Source organism: Pseudomonadota bacterium (assembly GCA_016719885.1).
Taxonomy (GTDB): Bacteria; Pseudomonadota; Gammaproteobacteria.
The window spans coordinates 374,781-393,339 of record JADJYF010000005.1; the positions used below are offsets into that span (position 1 = coordinate 374,781).

Here is an 18,559-nt window from a genome sequence, read left to right on the forward strand (position 1 = left end):
GCACGACGCGCGCAGGCCATTCATGGATACTGCATGCTTCGAGGCCCTCCGCAGGAACACACGCCGTGCACCCGCGGTCTGCCCTCAATCGGGAGAATAAACGAGTCCGCATGAAATTCACTCGGAACCGCGCGGCCCTGGTCATGGGCCTCGTCGCGCTGCTGGCGGTGGGTGCCACCTTGCTGCTGAAGTCTCCATTCGAGGGCGCCGACGCGGCGCCGTCCACGGCTGTCGCCGCCACCCCCGCGCGACGCCTGGCGGTGAGCGTCGCGCCCAGCCGTCGTGGCGATGTCGACATCATCGTCACCGCGCTCGGCACCGTCACCGCGCGCGACACGGTGACGGTGCACAGCCGCGTGGACGGACAACTGTTGCGCGTGCATTTTCGCGAAGGGCAGGAGGTCAAGGCCGGTGATCTGCTGGCGGAGATCGACCCGCGCCCCTTCCAGATCGCGCTGGCCCAGGCCGAGGGGCAGCTGGCGCGCGACAGCGCGCTGCTCGACAACGCGCGCCTCGATGTCGCGCGCTACCGCGAACTGCTGAAACAGGATTCGATCGCCAGCCAGCAGGTCGATGCGCAGGTCGCGCTGGTGCATCAATACGAGGGCGTGGTGCAGGCCGACCGCGCGGCCGTCGACAACGCGCGTCTCGAGCTCGACTACTCGCGCATCAGCGCGCCGCTGGCCGGGCGCATCGGACTGCGCCTGGTCGATGCCGGCAACATGGTGCGCGCCAGCGACAGCACGGGACTGGCCGTCATCACCGCCACCCGTCCCATCAGCGTGGTGTTCGCCGTGCCTTCCGATGAACTGCCGGCCATTCGTGCGCGCTTGCGCGCCGGCGCCGTGTTGAACGTCGAGGCGCTCGATCGCGATGGCGCGCGACAATTGGCCAGCGGCCGTCTCGCCAGTCTCGACAACCAGATCGACACCACCACCGCCAGCCTCAAGCTCAAGGCGGAATTCGCCAATGACGACGACGCCTTGTTCCCCAACCAGTTCGTCAACGTCGCGCTGCATGTCGAGACGCGCCAGGGCGTGGTACTGCTGCCGAGCGCCGCCGTGCAGCGCGGCCAGGGCGGCGCTTTCGTCTACGTGGTCGACGAGGAAGGACTGGCGCGCCGCCGCCCGATAGTGACCGGCGCCGCGATGGGCGACGAGGTGGTGGCCGAGAGCGGCCTCGAGGCAGGCGAAGCGCTGGTGGTGGAAGGTGTCGACAAGCTGCGTGACGGCATCGCCGTCGCCGCCACGCCCATGCAGGTGGCACGCGCCACCCGTAACGAGGAAGCCGCAGCCAAAGCGCCGTGAATCCTTCGCGTCCCTTCATCCTGCGGCCGGTCGCCACATCGCTGGTGATGGTCGGCATCCTGCTGGCCGGGCTCATCGGCTATCGCCTGCTGCCGAGCGCGGCGCTGCCCGAGGTCGACTACCCGACCATCCAGGTCACGACGCTCTATCCCGGCGCGAGTCCCGAGGTCATGATCTCGACGGTCACCGCGCCGCTGGAACGCCAGTTCGGCCAGATGCCGGGCCTGAAGCAGATGCTGTCGACGAGTTCGGCCGGCGCTTCGGTGGTGACGCTGACCTTCACCCTCAACCTCGCCCTCGATGTCGCCGAGCAACAGGTGCAGGCGGCCATCAATGCCGCCACCAGCTTCCTGCCCGATGACCTGCCCATGCCGCCGGTCTACAACAAGGTCAATCCCGCCGACGCGCCGATCCTGACACTTGCCATCACCGCCGAGGGCATGCCCTTGCCCAAGGTGCACGAGGTCATCGATACACGCCTGGTGCCCAAGCTCGCGCAGGTCTCGGGCGTCGGCATGGTGAGCCTGGCCGGCGGCCAGAAGCCGGCGGTGCGCGTGCAATTGAATCCGCGCGCCTTGGCCGCCCATGGCCTCAATCTCAACGACGTGCGCACCGCCATCGTCGATGCCAACGTCAACACGCCCAAGGGCAGCGTCGATGGCCCCCTGCGCGCCGCGACCCTGAACGCCAACGATCAGCTGCGCAGCGCCGAGGAGTACCGCAAGCTGGTATTGAGCTATCGCGATGGCGCTGCGCTGCGCCTGCAAGACGTGGCGAGTGTCAGCGACGGCGCCGAGAACGCCGAGCTCGCGGCCTGGGCCAATGGCGCCGAGGCCCTGATCGTGAACGTGCAGCGCCAGCCCGGCGCCAATGTCATCGCCACGGTCGACCGCATCCGGGCCTTGTTGCCGCAGCTTGCCGCCAGCCTGCCGGCCGCCATCAAGCTCGAGGTGTTGTCCGACCGCACGCTCACCATTCGCGCCTCGATCGACAGCGTGCGCCACGAACTGCTGCTGTCCATCGCGCTGGTGGTGGGCGTGATCTTCCTGTTCCTGCGCAGCGCACCGGCCACGCTCATTCCAAGCATCGCCATTCCACTGTCGCTGATCGGCACCTTCGCCGGCATGTACCTGGCCGGCTTCAGCATCAACAACCTGACCCTGATGGCGCTGACCATCGCCACCGGCTTCGTGGTCGACGATGCCATCGTCGTCATCGAGAACATCGCGCGTCATGTCGAGGCCGGCGAATCGCCGCTGGAAGCCGCGCTGCACGGCGCCGGCGAGATCGGCTTCACCATCATCTCGCTGACCTTGAGCCTGCTGGCGGTGCTGATCCCCCTGCTGTTCATGCAGGACGTGGTCGGGCGATTGTTCTTCGAATTCGCCGCGACACTGGGCATGGCCATCCTGATCTCGGCGTTCCTGGCCCTGACCCTGGTGCCGGCCCTGTGCGCGCGTTTCCTGCGCGCACGGACCGACGGACACGCGCGGCATGACGGCGCGTTCGCGCGTCTCACCGCGGGCTACGGCCGCGCCTTGCACGGCGTGCTCGATCATTCCGTCGTCACCTTGCTGGTGGCGGTCGCCACGCTGGCGGTGACGGTGCTGCTCTACCTGGCGGTACCGAAGGGTTTCTTTCCCATCCAGGACACCGGCCTGCTGCAGGCCACCACCCAGGCGCCGGCCTCCATTTCGTTTGCGGCGATGGCCGAACGTAGCCAGGCCGTGAGCCGCATCGTGCTGGCCGACGCGGCGGTGGCGAGCGTGTCGTCGCTGGTCGGCGTGGACGGCAACAACCCCACGCTCAACAGCGGGCGCATGCTCATCAATCTCAAGCCGCGCGCCGAGCGGGCCGAGGATGCCCTGACCGTCATGCATCGCCTCGACGCGGCGCTGCTTGCCGCGCCCGGCATCGAAGTCTATTTGCAGCCGGTGCAGGATCTGACCATCGAGACGCGGGTGTCACGCACCCAGTATCAATTCAGCCTGCGCGCCGGCAGCTTCGACGAGTTGTCGCAGTGGGTGCCGCCGCTGCTCGAGCGCCTGCGCGCGCGACCGGAACTGGCCGACGTGGCGAGTGACCTGGTGGACGACGGCCTCATCGCCCACCTCGCCATCGATCGCGACACCGCCAGTCGTCTCGGCATCAGCTCGGCGGACATCGACAACGCGTTGTACAACGCCTTCGGTCAACGCCTGGTGTCGACGGTCTTCACCCAAAACAACCTGTATCGCGTGGTGCTGGAAGTGGCGCCGCCCTGGCAGCAGGGCCTGGCGGCGCTCGAGCACGTGCACCTGGTCGGCAGCGACGGCCGCGCGGTGCCGCTGTCGTCGCTGGTGCGCATCGAGGAACGGCAGGGTTTGCTGGCCATCAATCACAGCGCGCAATTTCCGGCCGCGACCATTTCTTTCAATCTCGCGCCCGGCGTGGCGCTGGGCGCGGCGCTCGACGCCATCGACAGCGTCAAGCGCGAGCTTGCGCTGCCGGCCAGCATCGAAACTGAACTGGAAGGCGCGGCGCTGGCCTTCGACGCGTCGCTGTCCAGCACGCTGTTGTTGGTGCTGGCCGCGGTGGTGGTGATGTACATCGTGCTGGGCGTGCTCTACGAAAGCTACATCCACCCCATCACCATCCTTTCGACCTTGCCGTCGGCCGCGGTCGGTGCGCTGCTGGCCTTGATGGCGGCGCGCTCGGAGCTCGGCATCGTCGCCGTGATCGGCATCGTGCTGCTGATCGGCATCGTCAAGAAGAACGCCATCATGATGATCGACTTTGCGCTGGTGGCCGAGCGCGAACGCGGGCTCGCGCCGCGCGAGGCCATCCACCAAGCCTGCCTGCTGCGCCTGCGGCCGATACTCATGACCACCTTCGCCGCGCTGTTGGCGGCGCTGCCGCTGATGCTGAGCCAGGGCGTGGGCGCGGAGCTGCGCCAGCCGCTGGGCCTGACCATGGTTGGCGGGCTGCTCGTCAGCCAGCTTCTGACCTTGTTCACGACGCCGGTCATCTATCTCTGTTTCGCGCGCTACACCTCGCCGCGCGCGGTGGCGGAGGCGCGCGCATGAACTTCATTGCCTTGTTCATCGCGCGGCCGGTGGCGACCACCTTGCTCACCTTCGGCATCGCGGTGGCGGGCGTGCTGGCTTTCCTCAAGCTGCCGGTCGCGCCGCTGCCGCAGATCGATTTTCCCTCGATCATGGTGCAGGCCGCCTTGCCGGGCGCCAATCCCGAGACCATGGCTTCGACCGTGGCGGCGCCGCTGGAACGGACCTTGGGCCGCATCGCCGGCGTCACCGAGATGACGTCGTCCAGCGCGCTCGGCACCACCAACATCACCCTGCAGTTCGATCTCGAGCGCGACATCGAGGGCGCCGCCAATGACGTGCAGGCCGCCATCAACGCGGCGCGCGCGCTGCTGCCCAGCGGCCTGCCCAACAATCCGACCTATCGCAAGATCAACCCCGCCGATTCGCCGGTGATGGTGCTGGCCCTCACGTCCTCGGTGGTGACCCAGGGCCGCCTCTACGACATCGCCGCCAGCGTGCTCGCGCAGCGCATCTCGCAGGTCGAAGGCATCGGCCAGGTGACGGTCGGCGGCAGCGCCCTGCCGGCGGTGCGCGTGGCGATGAAGCCGGCCGCGCTCAATCATCTCGGTCTCGGCACCGCCGACGTGCGGCAGGCCATCACCGGCGCCAACGTCAACCTGCCCAAGGGCGCGCTGTCCGATGACGAGCGGCGCTGGCAGCTCGAAGCCGATACGCAACTCGAGCGCGCCGAAGACTACCGCAACGTGATCGTGAGCTATCGGCAGGGCGCGGCGGTGCGCCTCGGCGATGTCGCCGAAGTCGAAGACTCGGTGCAGGACCTGCGCAATGCCGGCTTCGCCGAGGGCCGCACCGCGGTGCTGTTGATCCTGAACCGTCAGCCGGGCGCCAACATCATCGAGGTGGTGGACAGCGTGCGCGAACTCTTGCCGCGACTGCGCACCATGATCGCGGCCGACGTCGATTTGTCGGTGGTGATGGACAGGACGCCGACCATCCGCGCCTCGCTCAACGAAGTCGAACACGCCCTGGCGCTGGCGACGGTGCTGGTGGTGACGGTGGTGTTCCTGTTCCTGCGCAATGGTCGCGCGGCCTTGATCCCGAGCGTGGCGGTGCCGGTGTCCCTGCTCGGCACGTTCGCGGTGATGCAGGTCGCGGGCTTCAGCCTCAACACCATCTCGCTCATGGCGCTGACGGTCGCGACCGGCTTCGTGGTGGACGACGCGGTGGTGGTGCTGGAAAACGTCGCGCGCCATATCGATGCCGGTGACAGCCCGCGCGACGCGGCGCTGAAGGGCGCGCGCGAAGTGGCATCGACGGTGATCTCGATGAGCGCCTCGCTGGTCGCGGTGTTCATTCCCATCCTCTTGATGGGCGGCCTGGTCGGGCGCCTGCTGCGCGAGTTCTCGGTGACGCTGGCGGCGGCGGTGCTGGTATCGCTGGTGATCTCGCTCACCACCACGCCGATGATGTGCGCGCGGCTGTTGCGCGCCCACGATGGCCGGCCGCAGGGCCGCTGCATGGCGGCGCTGGAGTGGCTGTTCGAACGAAGCCTCGATGGCTACCGGCGCAGCCTCGATTGGGCGCTGGCGCATCGCCGCCTGGTGCTGTTGAGCTTTTTCGCGACGGTGGCTTTCAACGTGCATCTCTACACCGCGGTGCCCAAGGGCTTCATGCCCGAGCAGGACACCGGCAAGGTGTTCGGCTCCCTGCAGGCCGACCAGGGCATTTCCTTCCAGGCCATGCGCGACAAGCTGACCACCATGCTGGATATCATCGGCCGCGACCCGGCAGTGGAAACTTCCATGGGTGTGGTCGGTGGGCAACGCGGCGGTGGGCTGGTGTTCGTGTCCTTGAAACCACTGGCGGCACGCGAGCACAGCGCCAGCGAAGTGATCGCGCGCCTGCGCCCGCAACTCGCCAAGGTGGCCGGCGCCACCCTGTATCTGCAGAGTGTGCAGGACGTGCGCGCCGGCGGTCGCGCCGGCAATGCGCAATACCAGTACACGCTGCGTGCGCAGAGCGTCGACGATTTGCGCGTGTGGGCGCCGCGCGTGCTGGAAGCGCTGCGCAAGCTGCCGGCGCTGGCCGATCTCAATTCCGATCAACAGGACCGCGCCGAGCAAGTGCAAGTGGTGGTCGACCGTGACGCCATCGCGCGCCTCGGCATCACGCAGCGCCAGATTGACGAAACGCTGAACGATCTCTACGGCCAACGCCTGGTGTCGACCATCTACACGCCCGGCAACCAGTACCGCGTGGTGCTGGAGGGCGAGCGTGCCGTCACCGCCAGCAGCGCGAGTCTCGAGCAATTGCATCTCGTGACCGCCAATGGCGACACCATCGCGCTGCGTGAAGTGGCGCGCGTCGAGTCGTCGCCGACCTCGCTCAACGTCAACCACCAGGGCCAGTTCGCCGCCACCACCTTCACCTTCAACCTGGCGCCGGGCGCGTCACTGTCCGATGCCACGCGCGACATCCACCAGGCGCTCGCCCGGCTTGCGCTGCCGGCCGGCATGGAGGCCTCGTTCCAAGGCACGGCCAAGGTGTTCCAGGATGCGCTCGCCAACCAGGTGCTGTTGATCATCGCGGCCCTGGTGAGCGTGTACATCGTGCTCGGCGTCCTCTACGAGAGCTACATCCATCCGCTCACGATCCTGTCGACCCTGCCGTCGGCCGGCGTCGGCGCGTTGCTGGCGCTGGAGCTGTATCACATGGATTTCAGCCTGATTGCCCTGATCGGCGTGATCCTGCTCATCGGTATCGTCAAGAAGAACGCCATCATGATGATCGACTTCGCGCAGGACGCACGCCATCAACGCGGCCTCGACGCTGAAGCGGCGATACGCGAAGCCTGCGTGCTGCGCTACCGGCCGATACTGATGACCACCGTCGCCGCCATGTTCGGCGCCCTGCCGTTGGCGCTGGGCGCGGGCGATGGCGCGGAATTGCGCCGGCCGCTGGGCGTGTCCATCGTCGGCGGACTGGCCTTGAGCCAGGTGCTGACGCTCTACACCACGCCCGTGATCTATCTTTACCTCGACCGGCTGGCGAACTGGCCGCAACGCGTGTTCGCGGCGCGCCGGGCGCGGAGCGCGCGGGCATGAGGCGCGCACGGCTGAGCTTGATGGCGCTGGCGACGCTGCTCGGCGCCTGCACCCTGGGACCCGATTACCAGCGCCCGACGCTCGCGACGCCGGCGGCCTACAAGGAAAGCGGCGCGTGGCAGCCGGCGCAGTCGAATCCGCCGCCGCCCGGCGAGTGGTGGCGCACCTATGCCGATGCGACGCTCGATGCACTCATCGAACGCGTGACGCTGGCCAATCAGTCGCTCGCCGCCGCCGAAGCCAGCCATCGCGCCGCGCAGGCGGCGGTCGCGACCGCGCACGCGGCGTGGCTGCCCAGCGTCGGTGCCGATGTGCAACTGACGCGCAGTCGCGGCGCGCAGAACAGCGGCAACGCCGTCACCGCCGGCGGCGGTTCCAGCGCGCGCACGCTGGCGCGGGTCGCCGGTTCGCTGAGTTGGGAACTCGACCTGTGGGGCCGCGTGCGGCGCAGCGTCGAACAGGCCAAGGCCAACGCCGCCGCCAGCGCCGCCGATCTCGCCGCCTTGCAGTTGAGCCTGCGCGGCTCGACGGTCAGCACCTATCTCGCGTTGCGCGTGGCGCAGGCCGAAAGGCGTCTGCTCGAAGACAATGTCCGCGCGCTGCGACGCGCGCTCGACATCACGCGCAACCGCTACCGCGTTGGCGTGGCGGCGCGCCTCGATGTGAGCCAGGCCGAAACCCAGCTCGCCAGCACCGAAGCCCAGGCGGTCGATGTCGGCGTGCGCCTTGCCACGCTTGAACATGCCTTGGCCAACCTGGTCGGGGTGGCGCCGGCCGCGTTCACGCTGGATGAGGGCACCGGCCCGCCGGCGGTGCCGGCCATCGCCGCGACGGTGCCGTCGACCCTGCTCGAACGCCGGCCCGACATCCTTGCCGCCGAAAGGCGCGTGGCGGCCGCCAATGCCGCCATCGGCATCGCCGAGGCGGCGTGGTTTCCGAGTTTGAGTCTCGGCGCCTCGGCCGGCTTTCAACACTCCAATCTCATCGACGTGATGTCGCTGCCCTATCACTTCTGGTCGGTCGGCCCGGCGCTGGCCGGCACCTTGTTCGATGGCGGCTTGCGCAAAGGCCAGAAGGCCGAGGCCGTGGCCACGTTCGAACAGGCCACCGCGCAATATCGCCAGACCGCGCTCGACGCCTTCGTCGAAGTGGAAGATCAGCTCGCGACCTTGCGCGTGCTGGCGGTCGAAGCCGAGGTGCAGGCACGCGCCGCCGCCAGTGCCGCCGAATCGCGGCAGCTCGCCGAAAATCAATACAAGGCCGGCACCGTCAGCTATCTCAACGTGGTAACGGCGCAGACCAACGCCCTCGAGGCCGCGCGCGGCGCGCTGGCGATCGAAGGCCGTCGCCTCGCGGCGAGCGCGGCCCTGATGCAGGCGTTGGGGGGTGGCGTGGCTCCATGAGGGGCAAAGCCTTGTGGGTCAGACTTCAGTCTGACATTCGAGTCGAAATACCAAGTTCAATGTCAGACTGAAGTCCGACCCACAAAAGCTTCGGTCTTGAATTCCAATCATCACCATGCTGTATTGCATCGAGCTTGACGCTGACTTGGGGGAGTGATGCGCATGGCCACCTCGACTTCCGATCTCTGCTATCTCACCGCCACCGAAGCACTGGCGGCTTTCAAGGACAGGAAGCTCTCGCCGGTGGAACTCATGCAGGCCGTGATTGCGCGCTGCGAGGCGGTCAATCCCAAGGTCAATGCCATCACCTACGATTTCTACGAGCGCGCCTTGAAGCAGGCGCGCGCGGCGGAGAAGGTCTACGCGGCGCGCAAGCCGCGACCGCGTGCGCTGGAAGGCGTGTCGGTCGCGATCAAGGATTTCCATCCGGTCAAAGGTGAAATCACCACTTTCGGTTCCAGGATCTTCGAACACAATCGGCCCGACTACACCGCCGCCACCGTCGAGCGTTTGTTCAAGGCCGGCGCCATCATGCATGCGCGCTCCACCACGCCGGAGTTCGCCTACTCGGGCAACACCCACAGCCCGCTGTGGGGGCAGACGCGCAATCCCTGGAATCTCGACTACGTGTCCGGCGGCTCCTCGGGCGGCGCCGGCGCGATGGTGGCGTCCGGCATGACCACGCTCGCCGACGGCACCGACGGCGGCGGTTCCATCCGTATTCCAGCCTCGGCCTGCGGCGTGGTCGGCTACAAGGCGCCTTTCGGTCGCAATCCCCTCGATCGCGATCATCCCCTCGAATCACTGCTGCATTACGGCCCCATCACGCGCAGCGTGGCCGACGCGGCCTTGATGCAGAACGTGATGTCCGGCCCGCATGCCGACGACCTGTGTTCGCTGCCCGACAAGCTCGTCATCCCCGAGTCCTTCGACGGGCTGAAGGGCTGGAAGGTCGCGCTGTCGATCGATCTCGGCTATGTGCAGGTCGACCCGGAAGTCGAGCGCAACACGCGCGCCGCCGCCGAGGTGTTTCGCAAGCTCGGCTGCACGGTCGAGGAAGTGGATCTCGGCTGGGACTGGGGCGTGCTCGACTGCTGGCTGACCTGGTGGGAAGGCCTCTTTGCCGGCGTCGCCGCGCAATACCTGCCGCGCTGGCGCTATGAAATGGATCCCTTCGTCGTCAACCTGCTCGACAAGGGCCGTGGCCACGACGGCATGCGCCTGTACCAGTGCAATCTCAAGCGTGGCGAGATGTGGCGCAAGCTCGCGCCCATCGTCAACAAGTACGACGTGCTCTTGTGCCCGACCCTGGCGGTGCCGGCGGTCAAGACCGACCACGACGAATTCAGCAGCAGCTACACCATCAACGGCAAGCCGGTGAACGCCTACGTCGGCTGGATCATGACCCACGGCTTCAACCTCGTCAGCCAATGCCCGGCCATGAGCGTGCCTACCGGCTTCGGCAAATCCGGCGTGCCGACCGGCATGCAGATAGTCGCGCGGCCCTTCGACGACCTGCGGGTGTTTCGCGCCGCGAGCGCCTTCGAGCAGGCCAAGCCGTGGCGCAGGAAAAAGCCGGCGCTGTAGGCGCGGCGCTACTGCGGTAATTGGTGGTCGGGTAGACTGCGCCAACCCATCCACGGCCGCACATCCTTGTGCGCGGCGCGCCAGTTGCCCGAGGCTGCCCGCTCTCTTTCATGACTTACACCCGCGAATCCGAACAGGCCGCCGAGGCGCTGGAGATCCCGTTCCGCGAACTGTCGGACAGCGCGCTACGCGGTGTCATCGAAGCCTTCGTACTGCGCGAAGGCACTGATTACGGCGAGACCCACCATAGCCTGGAAGACAAGGTGCAACAGGTGTTGCGCCAGCTCGAACGCGGCGAAGCGCGCATCGTGTTCGATGCGAACACCGAGTCGGTGGATATCGTCGTCAGCGCCAGCCTGCGCCGGCGACCGGCGCGGCAGTGAGGCGCGCTTACTGCAGCGTGCCGGGCGAGGCCGACAAATCCACCGCCGGCGTGAACATGCCGCCGACGTCGATGTTGTCGAAGTGGTAGAGCAGGCCGCAGAAATCACAGCCCACTTCGACATGCCCACGTTCGGCGAGGATGCCGTCCAGCTCGGCGCGGCCGAGGCCGAGCAGCATGGCCTGCACCCGTTCGCGCGAGCAGGTGCAACGGAAGCCGACGGTCTGCGCTTCGAAACGGCGCAGGTCTTCCTGCCAGAACAAGCGCCGCAAGATGGTGTCGGCGTCGAGGCCGAGAAGTTCTTCGCGGCTCAACGAGCTGCCGAGATGGGCGATGCGATTGAAGTCTTCGTCGAGACCGATCCTGTCTTCGTCGCGCTCGTCGCCGAGATTGGCGGCGCCACCGCGCGGCATGCGTTGCAACAGCAGGCCGGCGGCGATGTCGTCATTGGCGGCCAGCACCAGGCGCGTGTCGAGCTGCTCGGATTGCAGCATGTAATGTTCCAGCACTTCGGCGATGGCGTGCAGCGGCTGGCCCTCGTCGCCGTACAGCGGCACGATGCCTTGGTAGGGCAGGGTGCCGGTCGGCCGGTCGCGCGCATCGAGCGTGATGGCGCAGCGCCCGCCGTGGTCCACCAGTTGCGCCAGGTCGGCATCGTCGGCCACTTCGCCCGTCACCTGCGCGGTGGCGCGAAAGGTGAGGTCCGCATTGATTTCGGCGACCGCCAGCTTGAGCGCGCCCAGGCCGTGCAGCTGCAGGATCAAGGCGCCGTCGAACTTGATGTTGGAATGCATGAGCAGCCCGGCGGCCGCCATCTCGCCCAGCAGCGCGCGCACCGGCGCGGGATAGCCGCCGCTCACCTGGCGTCGCGTCAGCGCTTCGCGCCACGCGTGGGTGACGCGCACCAGCGCGCCGCGCACCGGCAGGCCTTCGAACAGGAAACGATGTAACAGACCGGACTGCACGCTGACTCCGCGACACGAAGGGATCAGCGCGGATTATTGATGCTGGCGCACGGGCGGTCCAGCGCCGCGCCGCGAGCGTGTACATTAAGGGCACGCCTTGACACACGCGGGAGCACGGTCTTGAACACCATCAGCGAATTCACCTTCATCCAGTACGAGACGCCCGAGGATGGCATTGCGCGCATCTGGCTCAACCGGCCGGAAACCGCCAACGCGCAGGACACCCGCTTCCTCTACGAATTGAACGCGGCTTTCGACCAGGCTGCCCACGACGAGGACATACGCGTCATCATTCTCGCCGCGCGCGGCAAGCATTTCTCGTCCGGCCATGATCTCGGCGAGAAGAACTGGCACGCCGCCATGCACGATTACCCGACCGTCGGCACCATGTGTGGCTTCACCTGCGCCGGCGCCGAGGCGCAGATGGCGCGCGAGGAAGAGATCTACATCGGTTTCAGCGAGCGCTGGCGCAATATCCCCAAGCCCACCATCGCCGCCGTGCAGGGCAAGTGCATCGCCGGCGGCTTGATGCTGGCGTGGCCCTGCGATCTCATCATTGCCAGTGACGATGCCAGCTTCACCGACCCGACCGTGAGTTTCGGCGTCGGCGGCGTCGAGTTCTTCAACCACCTGTGGGAAGTCGGTGCGCGCAAGGCCAAGGAAATGCTGTTCACGTCCGACGCCTTGAGCGCCGAGGACGCGCTGCGGCTCGGCATGGTCAATCAAATCGTGCCGCGCGCCGAACTCGAGGAAGCGGCGCTGGTGATGGCGCGCAAGTGCGCGGCCAAGTCGCGCTTCGCGCTGAAGATGGCGAAGAAGGCCATCAACGGCGCGCAGGATGCGCAGGGCCGCGATGTCGCCATGCAGAACGCCTTCCATCTGCACCAGCTCGCCCACACCCACTGGCTGAAACTCTACGATTTCCTGATGGACCCGAGCGGCCTGCCGGAAGCGACGCGCCGCGCGCTGGGCATCAAGAGCGGCGACGGCAACTGAGGCCAAGCCCATGCATTGTCTGGCGAGCTTGAGCGCGGACCAACGTGCCTTTCGCGACGAGGTGCGCGCCTTCCTCGCCGCCGAACTCGAGCCGGCGCTGGTCGCGGCCGACGATGACCAGCGCAGCTTCGTGGCCCATCACGCACGCGGCAACCGCTGGATAGACCGGCTGCGGCCACGGCGTTGGCACGCGCCGCTGTGGCCGCGCGAGCACGGCGGCGCAGGTCTCGCGCCGATCGAGAACTACATCCTGCAATACGAACAGGGCCTGGCCGGCGCGCCGGCGCCGCCGCCCATGGGCCTGGCCTATGTCGGGCCGACGCTCATACGCTACGGCACGCCCGCCCAGCAGGCGCGTTTCCTGCCGCCGCTGCTCGATGGCCGCGACCATTGGTGCCAGGGCTTTTCCGAGCCCGGCGCGGGCTCGGATCTCGCGCGCGTCGCGACCTTCGCTGAACGGCGCGGCAGTGGCTATGTCATCACCGGCTCGAAGATCTGGACCACCGATGCCCATCATGCCAACAAGATTTTTCTCTTGTTGCGCACGCGCCGCGACGACTCGCGCGATGCCATGAGCTTCTTCCTGGTCGACATGAAGACCGCCGGCGTCAGCGTGCGGCCGATCCGCATGTTGACCGGCGATCATGAATTCAACCAGGTGTTTTTCGACGAGGTCGAGGTGGGCGAAGAGGATCGCCTGGGCGACGAAGGCCAGGGCTGGGCGATCGCGCGCTTCCTGCTCGAGATCGAACGCGGCTCGTTCGTGTTCAGCGGCCGCCTGCGCCGACGCTTGCGCCGCATCGAGGCGCGTGCACGGGCGGCGCACTGTGATGCGGTGACGGATGCGCGCCTCGCGCGTCTCGCGCGCGATCTCTTGGCCTACGAGCACACCGAGCTCAGGCTCGGCAGTCTGAATCTCGGCGGCGCGATGCAGGGCGCCGCCGCCAATCTCATCAAGATCGAATGGACCGAGCTGCTGCAACGCATGGATGAACTCGACATGGAGCTGGCCGGCGCCGCCGCCCTGCACGCCGACCACAGCGTGCTGGAAGCAGGCGAGATCGGCATGCCGGGTGCGCTGGCCAGCTATTTCAACAATCTCGCCGCCACCATCTACGGCGGCTCCAACGAAGTGCAGCGCAATCTCGTGTTTCGCGAAATGCGCCGCGCGTGGGGCTGAGCCATGACCCACGCGAGTTACGCGCCGTCGGAAGAACGCCTGGCCCTCGCCGACAGCGCCGCGCGTCTGGCGCGCGAGCGCTACGAGACCAACGAAGCGCGGCCTTTCGATGCGACGCTGTGGCGCGACTTCGCCGAGCTCGGCTGGTTGGCGGCGCCCTTGTCGGATACGAGCGGTGGCCTCGCCCTGCCGTGGTCGACAGTGAGCGCGGTGGTGGAAACGCTGGCGCCGGCGGTGCCCGCCGAACCGCTGTCCGCGCAGTGGGCCGAAGTGGCTTACGTGCTGGACGCGGCGCGCCCCGCTGCGCGACGCGACCAGGCACTGGCCGCGTGGCGCGCCGGCTCTCGGCTGCTGGCGCTCGCCCACGCCGAGCATTACGCGACGCCGTGGCATACGGCGACCCTCGACACGCGCTGTCGCCGCGTGGCCGACGGCCATGTCATCAAAGGACACAAGACACGGGCATTGGACGCCGGCATCGCGCACAGCCTCTTGGTGTCGGCCACGGACGACGACGGGCAGACGGCGCTGTTCATCATCGATGCGTCACGGCCCGGCCTGCGCCTGACCGCACGCGACAGCATCGATGGCCGCGGCCACCGTGACGTCACGCTCGAGGATGTGCGCGTCGATGCCGATGCGCGCCTGGGCTTTGCCCGTGACGTGGCGAGTGTGCTTGCCGACAGTGCGTGGCTGCACGCGCTGCTGCTCAGCGCCGAAGCGGTGGGCGTGCTGCGCGCGATGCTGAAGTCCAGTCACGAGTACCTTGTGCAGCGGACCCAGTTCGGTCGGCCGCTCATCGAGATGCAGGTGCTGCAACATCGCTTGGTCGACATGCTGCTGACGCTCACGCGTCTCGAATCGCTGCTCGATGTCGCGCGCTCGCGCTGCGACGAACTCGGACCGCGCCAGGCGGCGCCCTTCATTGCCGCGGCCAAGGCCGCCTGCGGCGACGAGGGGCGGGCGCTGGCGCGCCAGGCGGTGCAATTGCACGGCGCCATCGGCCTGACCGCCGAGCTTGCCCTCGGACGCCAGCTGCGGCGCCTGACCGCGCTCGACCGGCTCGGCGGTACCAGCGCCGAGCACGCTTGCTACTGGGCCGCCGATCGCGGCGCCGCCGACGGCGCGACATGACCTCGCGCGTCATTGAGTGGGCGGCCCCCCGGCCCCCGGGGGGGGGGGCCGCCCCCCCGCGCGCCCCCCCCCCCCCCGGCGCCCCCCCCCCCCCCCGCCCCCCCCGCCCCCCCCCCCCCCCGCGCCCATCGGCCCCCCCCCCCCCCCGGCCCGCCCCGCCCCCCGCGCCCCCGGGCCGCGGGCCCGGGGGCCCCGCCCCCCCCCCGCCGGGGGCGCGGCCCGGGGGCCCCCCCCCGGGCCCCCCGCGGGGCCCCGGGGGCGGCGCCGCCCCGCCGGCCCCCCCGGGGGCGGGCGGGGCCCGCCCCCCCCCGCGGGGGGCGCGCCCGCCCCCCCCCGGGGGCGCCCCCGGGGGGGGGGCCGCCCCGCGGCGCCGGCCCCCCCGCCGGCGCCCCCCCCCCGGCCCCGCCCGCCGGCCCCCGGGGCCGGGGCGGGGGGGGCCGGGGGGGGGGGCCCCGGGGCGGCCCCCCCCGGGGCCGGCCCGGCCGGGGGCCCCCGCCGCCCCGGGGGGCCCGCCCCCGCCGCCGCGCGCGCCCGGGGGCCCTGCCCCCGCCCCCCCCCGCCCCCCGCGCCGCCCCCCCCGCGCCGCCCCCGGCCCGCCCCGCCCCCCCCCGCGCGCGCCCCGCCCCCCCCGCCGGGGCCGCCGCCGCCCCCGCCCTGTTTGCCCCCCCGCCCCCCCCGCCCCCCCCCCCCCCGGCCGGCGCCCCCCCCCCCCCGCCCGCCCGCCGCCCGCCCCCCCCCCCCCCTGATCTTGCGGCAGCACGAGCCGTACAGCGCCTTCGCTTGCGACCGTTACTGGAACCTGGTGATGGCCAATGACGCCTACCTGGCCTTCCTGCGATATACCGTCGGTGCGCGCGCGGCGGGGCTCTCACCCTACGAGGTGTTGGCCGCGCCGCGCTTGAACGTGCTGCATCTCATTTTCGAGGACGGGCCGCTGCGCAAGGTCATCGTCAACTGGCAGGAAGTGGCCAAGACCCTGCTCGGCGCCGCGCACAACGCGCGCAACGCGCGCATGTTCAGCACCATGACCACGCTGTCCGGCCCGCAGGACATCACCTTGCAGGACTTGCACATCGAGGCTTTCTATCCCGCCGATGCCGAGACCGCGGCGCTGATTTTTTACCAGGCCTGAGCGGCTATACTCCAGCGTCCATGCCGCGCCGGCATTGCGTCCGCGTCGCGCATGTCTTTGGTCCCCATTCAAGGAGCTTCGCCATGCGATATTCGAACTTTACTCGCGCGGGCCTGATTGCCGGCGCGCTCGCCATCAGTGGTCTCGCCCAGGCGGCCGACGAGGCGCCCCACGGCATGACCGGCTGCCTGCGCCAGGGCGCCGCCGCCGGCACCTACGAATTGACCGATCTCGGCCTGGCCGACGGCCCGAAAAGCGTGTCCATCGCCGCCTCCAGCGTCGACCTGGCCGGTCACGTCGGCCACAAGGTCGAGTTGACCGGCACCACCGTCAAGGGCGCCGACGCGGCCGTGCATACCATGAGCATCAGCGCCATGAAGCACCTCGCGGCCACCTGCCCGTAACAGCGGGTCACGCGGCGCGGCGCCCGTCGCGGCGCCGCGCCCGACCGTTCACCGTATCGCTGCCAAGATCGCACCGTACCCAAGGATTCCGCATGCAGGTCAAAGACAAGATTGCCGTCATCACCGGCGCCGCGAGCGGCATAGGCGCGGCCCTGGCGCGACGATTTCACGCCGAGGGCGCCAAGGCGGTGGCGGTGGCCGACCTGCAGGTCGACGCCTTGCGGCAGGTGGCGGCGGACATCGGCGGCCTGGCGGTGCCATGCAATGTCGCCAAGGAAAGCGAGATCCAGAACCTCGTCGCGCGCGTCGAAGCCGAACTCGGTCCCATCGACATCTTCGTCTCCAATGCCGGCATTGCACGGCTCGGCGATGAAGACGTGCCGAACGAGGAGTGGCAGCTGAACTGGGATATCCACGTCATGGCGCATGTCTACGCGGTGCGCGCGGTGGCGCCGAAGATGGTGGCGCGCGGCGGCGGCTATCTCATCCACACCGCGTCGGCGGCGGGCCTGTTGAGCCATATCCAGTCGGCCACCTATTCGACCACCAAGCATGCGGCGGTGGCCTTCGCCGAATGGGTGTCGATCAAGTATCGCGACCAAGGCATACGCGTGTCGGTGCTGGCGCCGCAGGCGGTGCGCACGCCCATGACCGACCGGCCCGACGGCGCCTCGGTGGCGAGCGTCGATGGCATGATCGAGCCCGAGCAGCTCGCCGACTGCGTGATCGAGACCATGGCCAAGGAAGAATTCCTGATGCTGCCGCACCCGGTGGTGCGTGATTACATGCAGCGCAAGGTCAGCAACATCGACCGCTGGCTGGAAGGCATGAATCGCTGGCGCGCGAAGAAGGGGCCGGCGCAGCGCAAGGTGAAGCAGGGACTTCAGTCTGACATTCACGAGTGCCTCTGGATCGAATGTCAGACTGAAGTCTGACCCACAATGAAGCCGAGATTGACCGCCTATCTCGGCTTCAACGCCTCCAGCGCCTGCCAATCCGGTATCGACTGGTAATTGACGCCCGCCGCCAGCACCTTCGGTGTTTCTTCGGGCGGCAGGAGGCGGATGGTGTTCAAGATCACCTGGGTCGCGCCGGCATCGAAATGCTGCTGCACGCGATCGCGGATCTGCGCTTCCGTACCGTACACCACCAGCGCGTCGATCAGGCGATCGCTGCCGCCGTGCTCGAGATCCTCGCGCGTGTAGCCGAGCCTGAGCCAGTTGTTGTAGTGGTTGGGCGTGACGAAATAGAACTCCAGCGCCTTGCGCGCGGCGGCGCGTGCGGCCTTGGCGTCGGTGGTCCAGATCACGTGCTGGGCGGTGCACAGCCACTTGTCGGGGCCGAGGATCTCGCGTGAGCGGCGGGTGTGTTCGGGCGGCGAGTTGAAGGGATGCGCGCCGGCGGTGCGCTCGCCCGACAGTTCGATCATCTTCCAGCCCATGGCGCCGATGACCATCTCCGGGTCGCTGCCACGCAGGTGCGCCTTGGCGCGCTCCATGTCGTCGAGATAGTTGCGCATGGTGGTGAGCGGCTTGCCGTATTCATGGCCATGGGCGCCGCTGACGATGGACGGGTGCGAGACGCCGAGACCCATCACGAAGCGGTCGCCATAGAAAGAGTGCAGGCTGCGGCCGCTCTGCACACAGGTCATGGGGTCGCGGCCATAGATGTTGGCGATGCCGCTCGCCACCGTGATGTTCTGCGTGTGGCTCAGCAGGAAGCCGCCGAGCGTGAAGCTCTCGTAGTAATACACTTCCGGGTACCAGATCGACTGGTAGCCCAGCGCCTCGATGCGCCGCGCGGCCTCCGCCAGTTCCGCACCTGAGAAATTATCCGGATAAAGAAATACGCCAACGCTGTTGTTGGTGATCGACATCGATTGTTCTCCTCTCGTGCGGGCCACGCATCGAACACGCGT

The 18,559-nt window shown here is 68.5% G+C and carries 14 protein-coding genes; 12 read left to right on the plus strand and 2 right to left on the minus strand.

Annotated features, from left to right (window positions below; all coding sequences use genetic code 11):
• The first annotated feature begins 110 nt into the window (after positions 1 to 110).
• The 6 genes from IPM80_07435 to IPM80_07460 all read left to right on the plus strand — a co-directional run bounded on the left by IPM80_07435 (position 111) and on the right by IPM80_07460 (position 10,831).
• The gene (locus IPM80_07435) at positions 111 to 1,307 is read left to right on the plus strand and encodes an MdtA/MuxA family multidrug efflux RND transporter periplasmic adaptor subunit (GenBank protein MBK8958257.1); all 1,197 of its coding nucleotides are present in this window, start codon (positions 111 to 113) and stop codon (positions 1,305 to 1,307) included.
• Complete coding sequence (locus IPM80_07440) at positions 1,304 to 4,372, plus strand: MdtB/MuxB family multidrug efflux RND transporter permease subunit (protein MBK8958258.1); 3,069 nt, start codon at positions 1,304 to 1,306, stop codon at positions 4,370 to 4,372. The genes IPM80_07435 and IPM80_07440 overlap by 4 nt, the downstream gene beginning before the upstream one ends.
• Positions 4,369 to 7,458, plus strand: a complete 3,090-nt coding sequence (locus IPM80_07445; protein MBK8958259.1) for a multidrug efflux RND transporter permease subunit — start codon at positions 4,369 to 4,371, stop codon at positions 7,456 to 7,458. The genes IPM80_07440 and IPM80_07445 overlap by 4 nt, the downstream gene beginning before the upstream one ends.
• Positions 7,455 to 8,861 (plus strand): efflux transporter outer membrane subunit, encoded by a 1,407-nt coding sequence (locus IPM80_07450; GenBank protein MBK8958260.1) that lies wholly within the window; start codon positions 7,455 to 7,457, stop codon positions 8,859 to 8,861. Before IPM80_07445 ends, IPM80_07450 begins: the two co-directional genes overlap by 4 nt.
• A gap of 162 nt (positions 8,862 to 9,023) precedes the next feature.
• Positions 9,024 to 10,448 carry an amidase gene (locus tag IPM80_07455; protein ID MBK8958261.1) on the plus strand — a complete coding sequence of 475 codons (1,425 nt, stop codon included), beginning with the start codon at positions 9,024 to 9,026 and terminating at the stop codon, positions 10,446 to 10,448.
• A gap of 149 nt (positions 10,449 to 10,597) precedes the next feature.
• Positions 10,598 to 10,831: a YheU family protein gene (locus IPM80_07460; GenBank protein ID MBK8958262.1), complete on the plus strand. Its 234-nt coding sequence runs from the start codon at positions 10,598 to 10,600 to the stop codon at positions 10,829 to 10,831.
• Between the two features lie 7 nt (positions 10,832 to 10,838).
• Here IPM80_07460 and IPM80_07465 read toward each other — a convergent pair whose 3' ends face one another.
• The gene (locus IPM80_07465) at positions 10,839 to 11,795 is read right to left on the minus strand and encodes an Hsp33 family molecular chaperone HslO (protein MBK8958263.1); all 957 of its coding nucleotides are present in this window, start codon (positions 11,793 to 11,795) and stop codon (positions 10,839 to 10,841) included.
• Between the two features lie 39 nt (positions 11,796 to 11,834).
• Here IPM80_07465 and IPM80_07470 point away from each other — a divergent pair, with 39 nt between their 5' ends.
• From IPM80_07470 to IPM80_07495, 6 genes are all read left to right on the plus strand, one after another.
• Positions 11,835 to 12,791, plus strand: a complete 957-nt coding sequence (locus IPM80_07470; GenBank protein ID MBK8958264.1) for an enoyl-CoA hydratase — start codon at positions 11,835 to 11,837, stop codon at positions 12,789 to 12,791.
• 10 nt (positions 12,792 to 12,801) lie between these two features.
• Positions 12,802 to 13,971, plus strand: a complete 1,170-nt coding sequence (locus IPM80_07475) for an acyl-CoA dehydrogenase family protein (GenBank protein ID MBK8958265.1) — start codon at positions 12,802 to 12,804, stop codon at positions 13,969 to 13,971.
• Between the two features lie 3 nt (positions 13,972 to 13,974).
• Positions 13,975 to 15,105, plus strand: coding sequence for a hypothetical protein (locus IPM80_07480; GenBank protein ID MBK8958266.1), 1,131 nt, complete (start codon positions 13,975 to 13,977; stop codon positions 15,103 to 15,105).
• 748 nt (positions 15,106 to 15,853) lie between these two features.
• Positions 15,854 to 16,237, plus strand: coding sequence for a hypothetical protein (locus IPM80_07485; protein ID MBK8958267.1), 384 nt, complete (start codon positions 15,854 to 15,856; stop codon positions 16,235 to 16,237).
• An 83-nt stretch (positions 16,238 to 16,320) separates the two neighbouring features.
• Complete coding sequence (locus tag IPM80_07490) at positions 16,321 to 16,641, plus strand: hypothetical protein (GenBank protein ID MBK8958268.1); 321 nt, start codon at positions 16,321 to 16,323, stop codon at positions 16,639 to 16,641.
• Positions 16,642 to 16,733: 92 nt separating this feature from the next.
• Positions 16,734 to 17,576: an SDR family oxidoreductase gene (locus tag IPM80_07495; GenBank protein MBK8958269.1), complete on the plus strand. Its 843-nt coding sequence runs from the start codon at positions 16,734 to 16,736 to the stop codon at positions 17,574 to 17,576.
• 26 nt (positions 17,577 to 17,602) lie between these two features.
• Here IPM80_07495 and IPM80_07500 read toward each other — a convergent pair whose 3' ends face one another.
• Complete coding sequence (locus IPM80_07500; GenBank protein MBK8958270.1) at positions 17,603 to 18,517, minus strand: TIGR03620 family F420-dependent LLM class oxidoreductase; 915 nt, start codon at positions 18,515 to 18,517, stop codon at positions 17,603 to 17,605.
• Positions 18,518 to 18,559 lie beyond the last annotated feature (42 nt).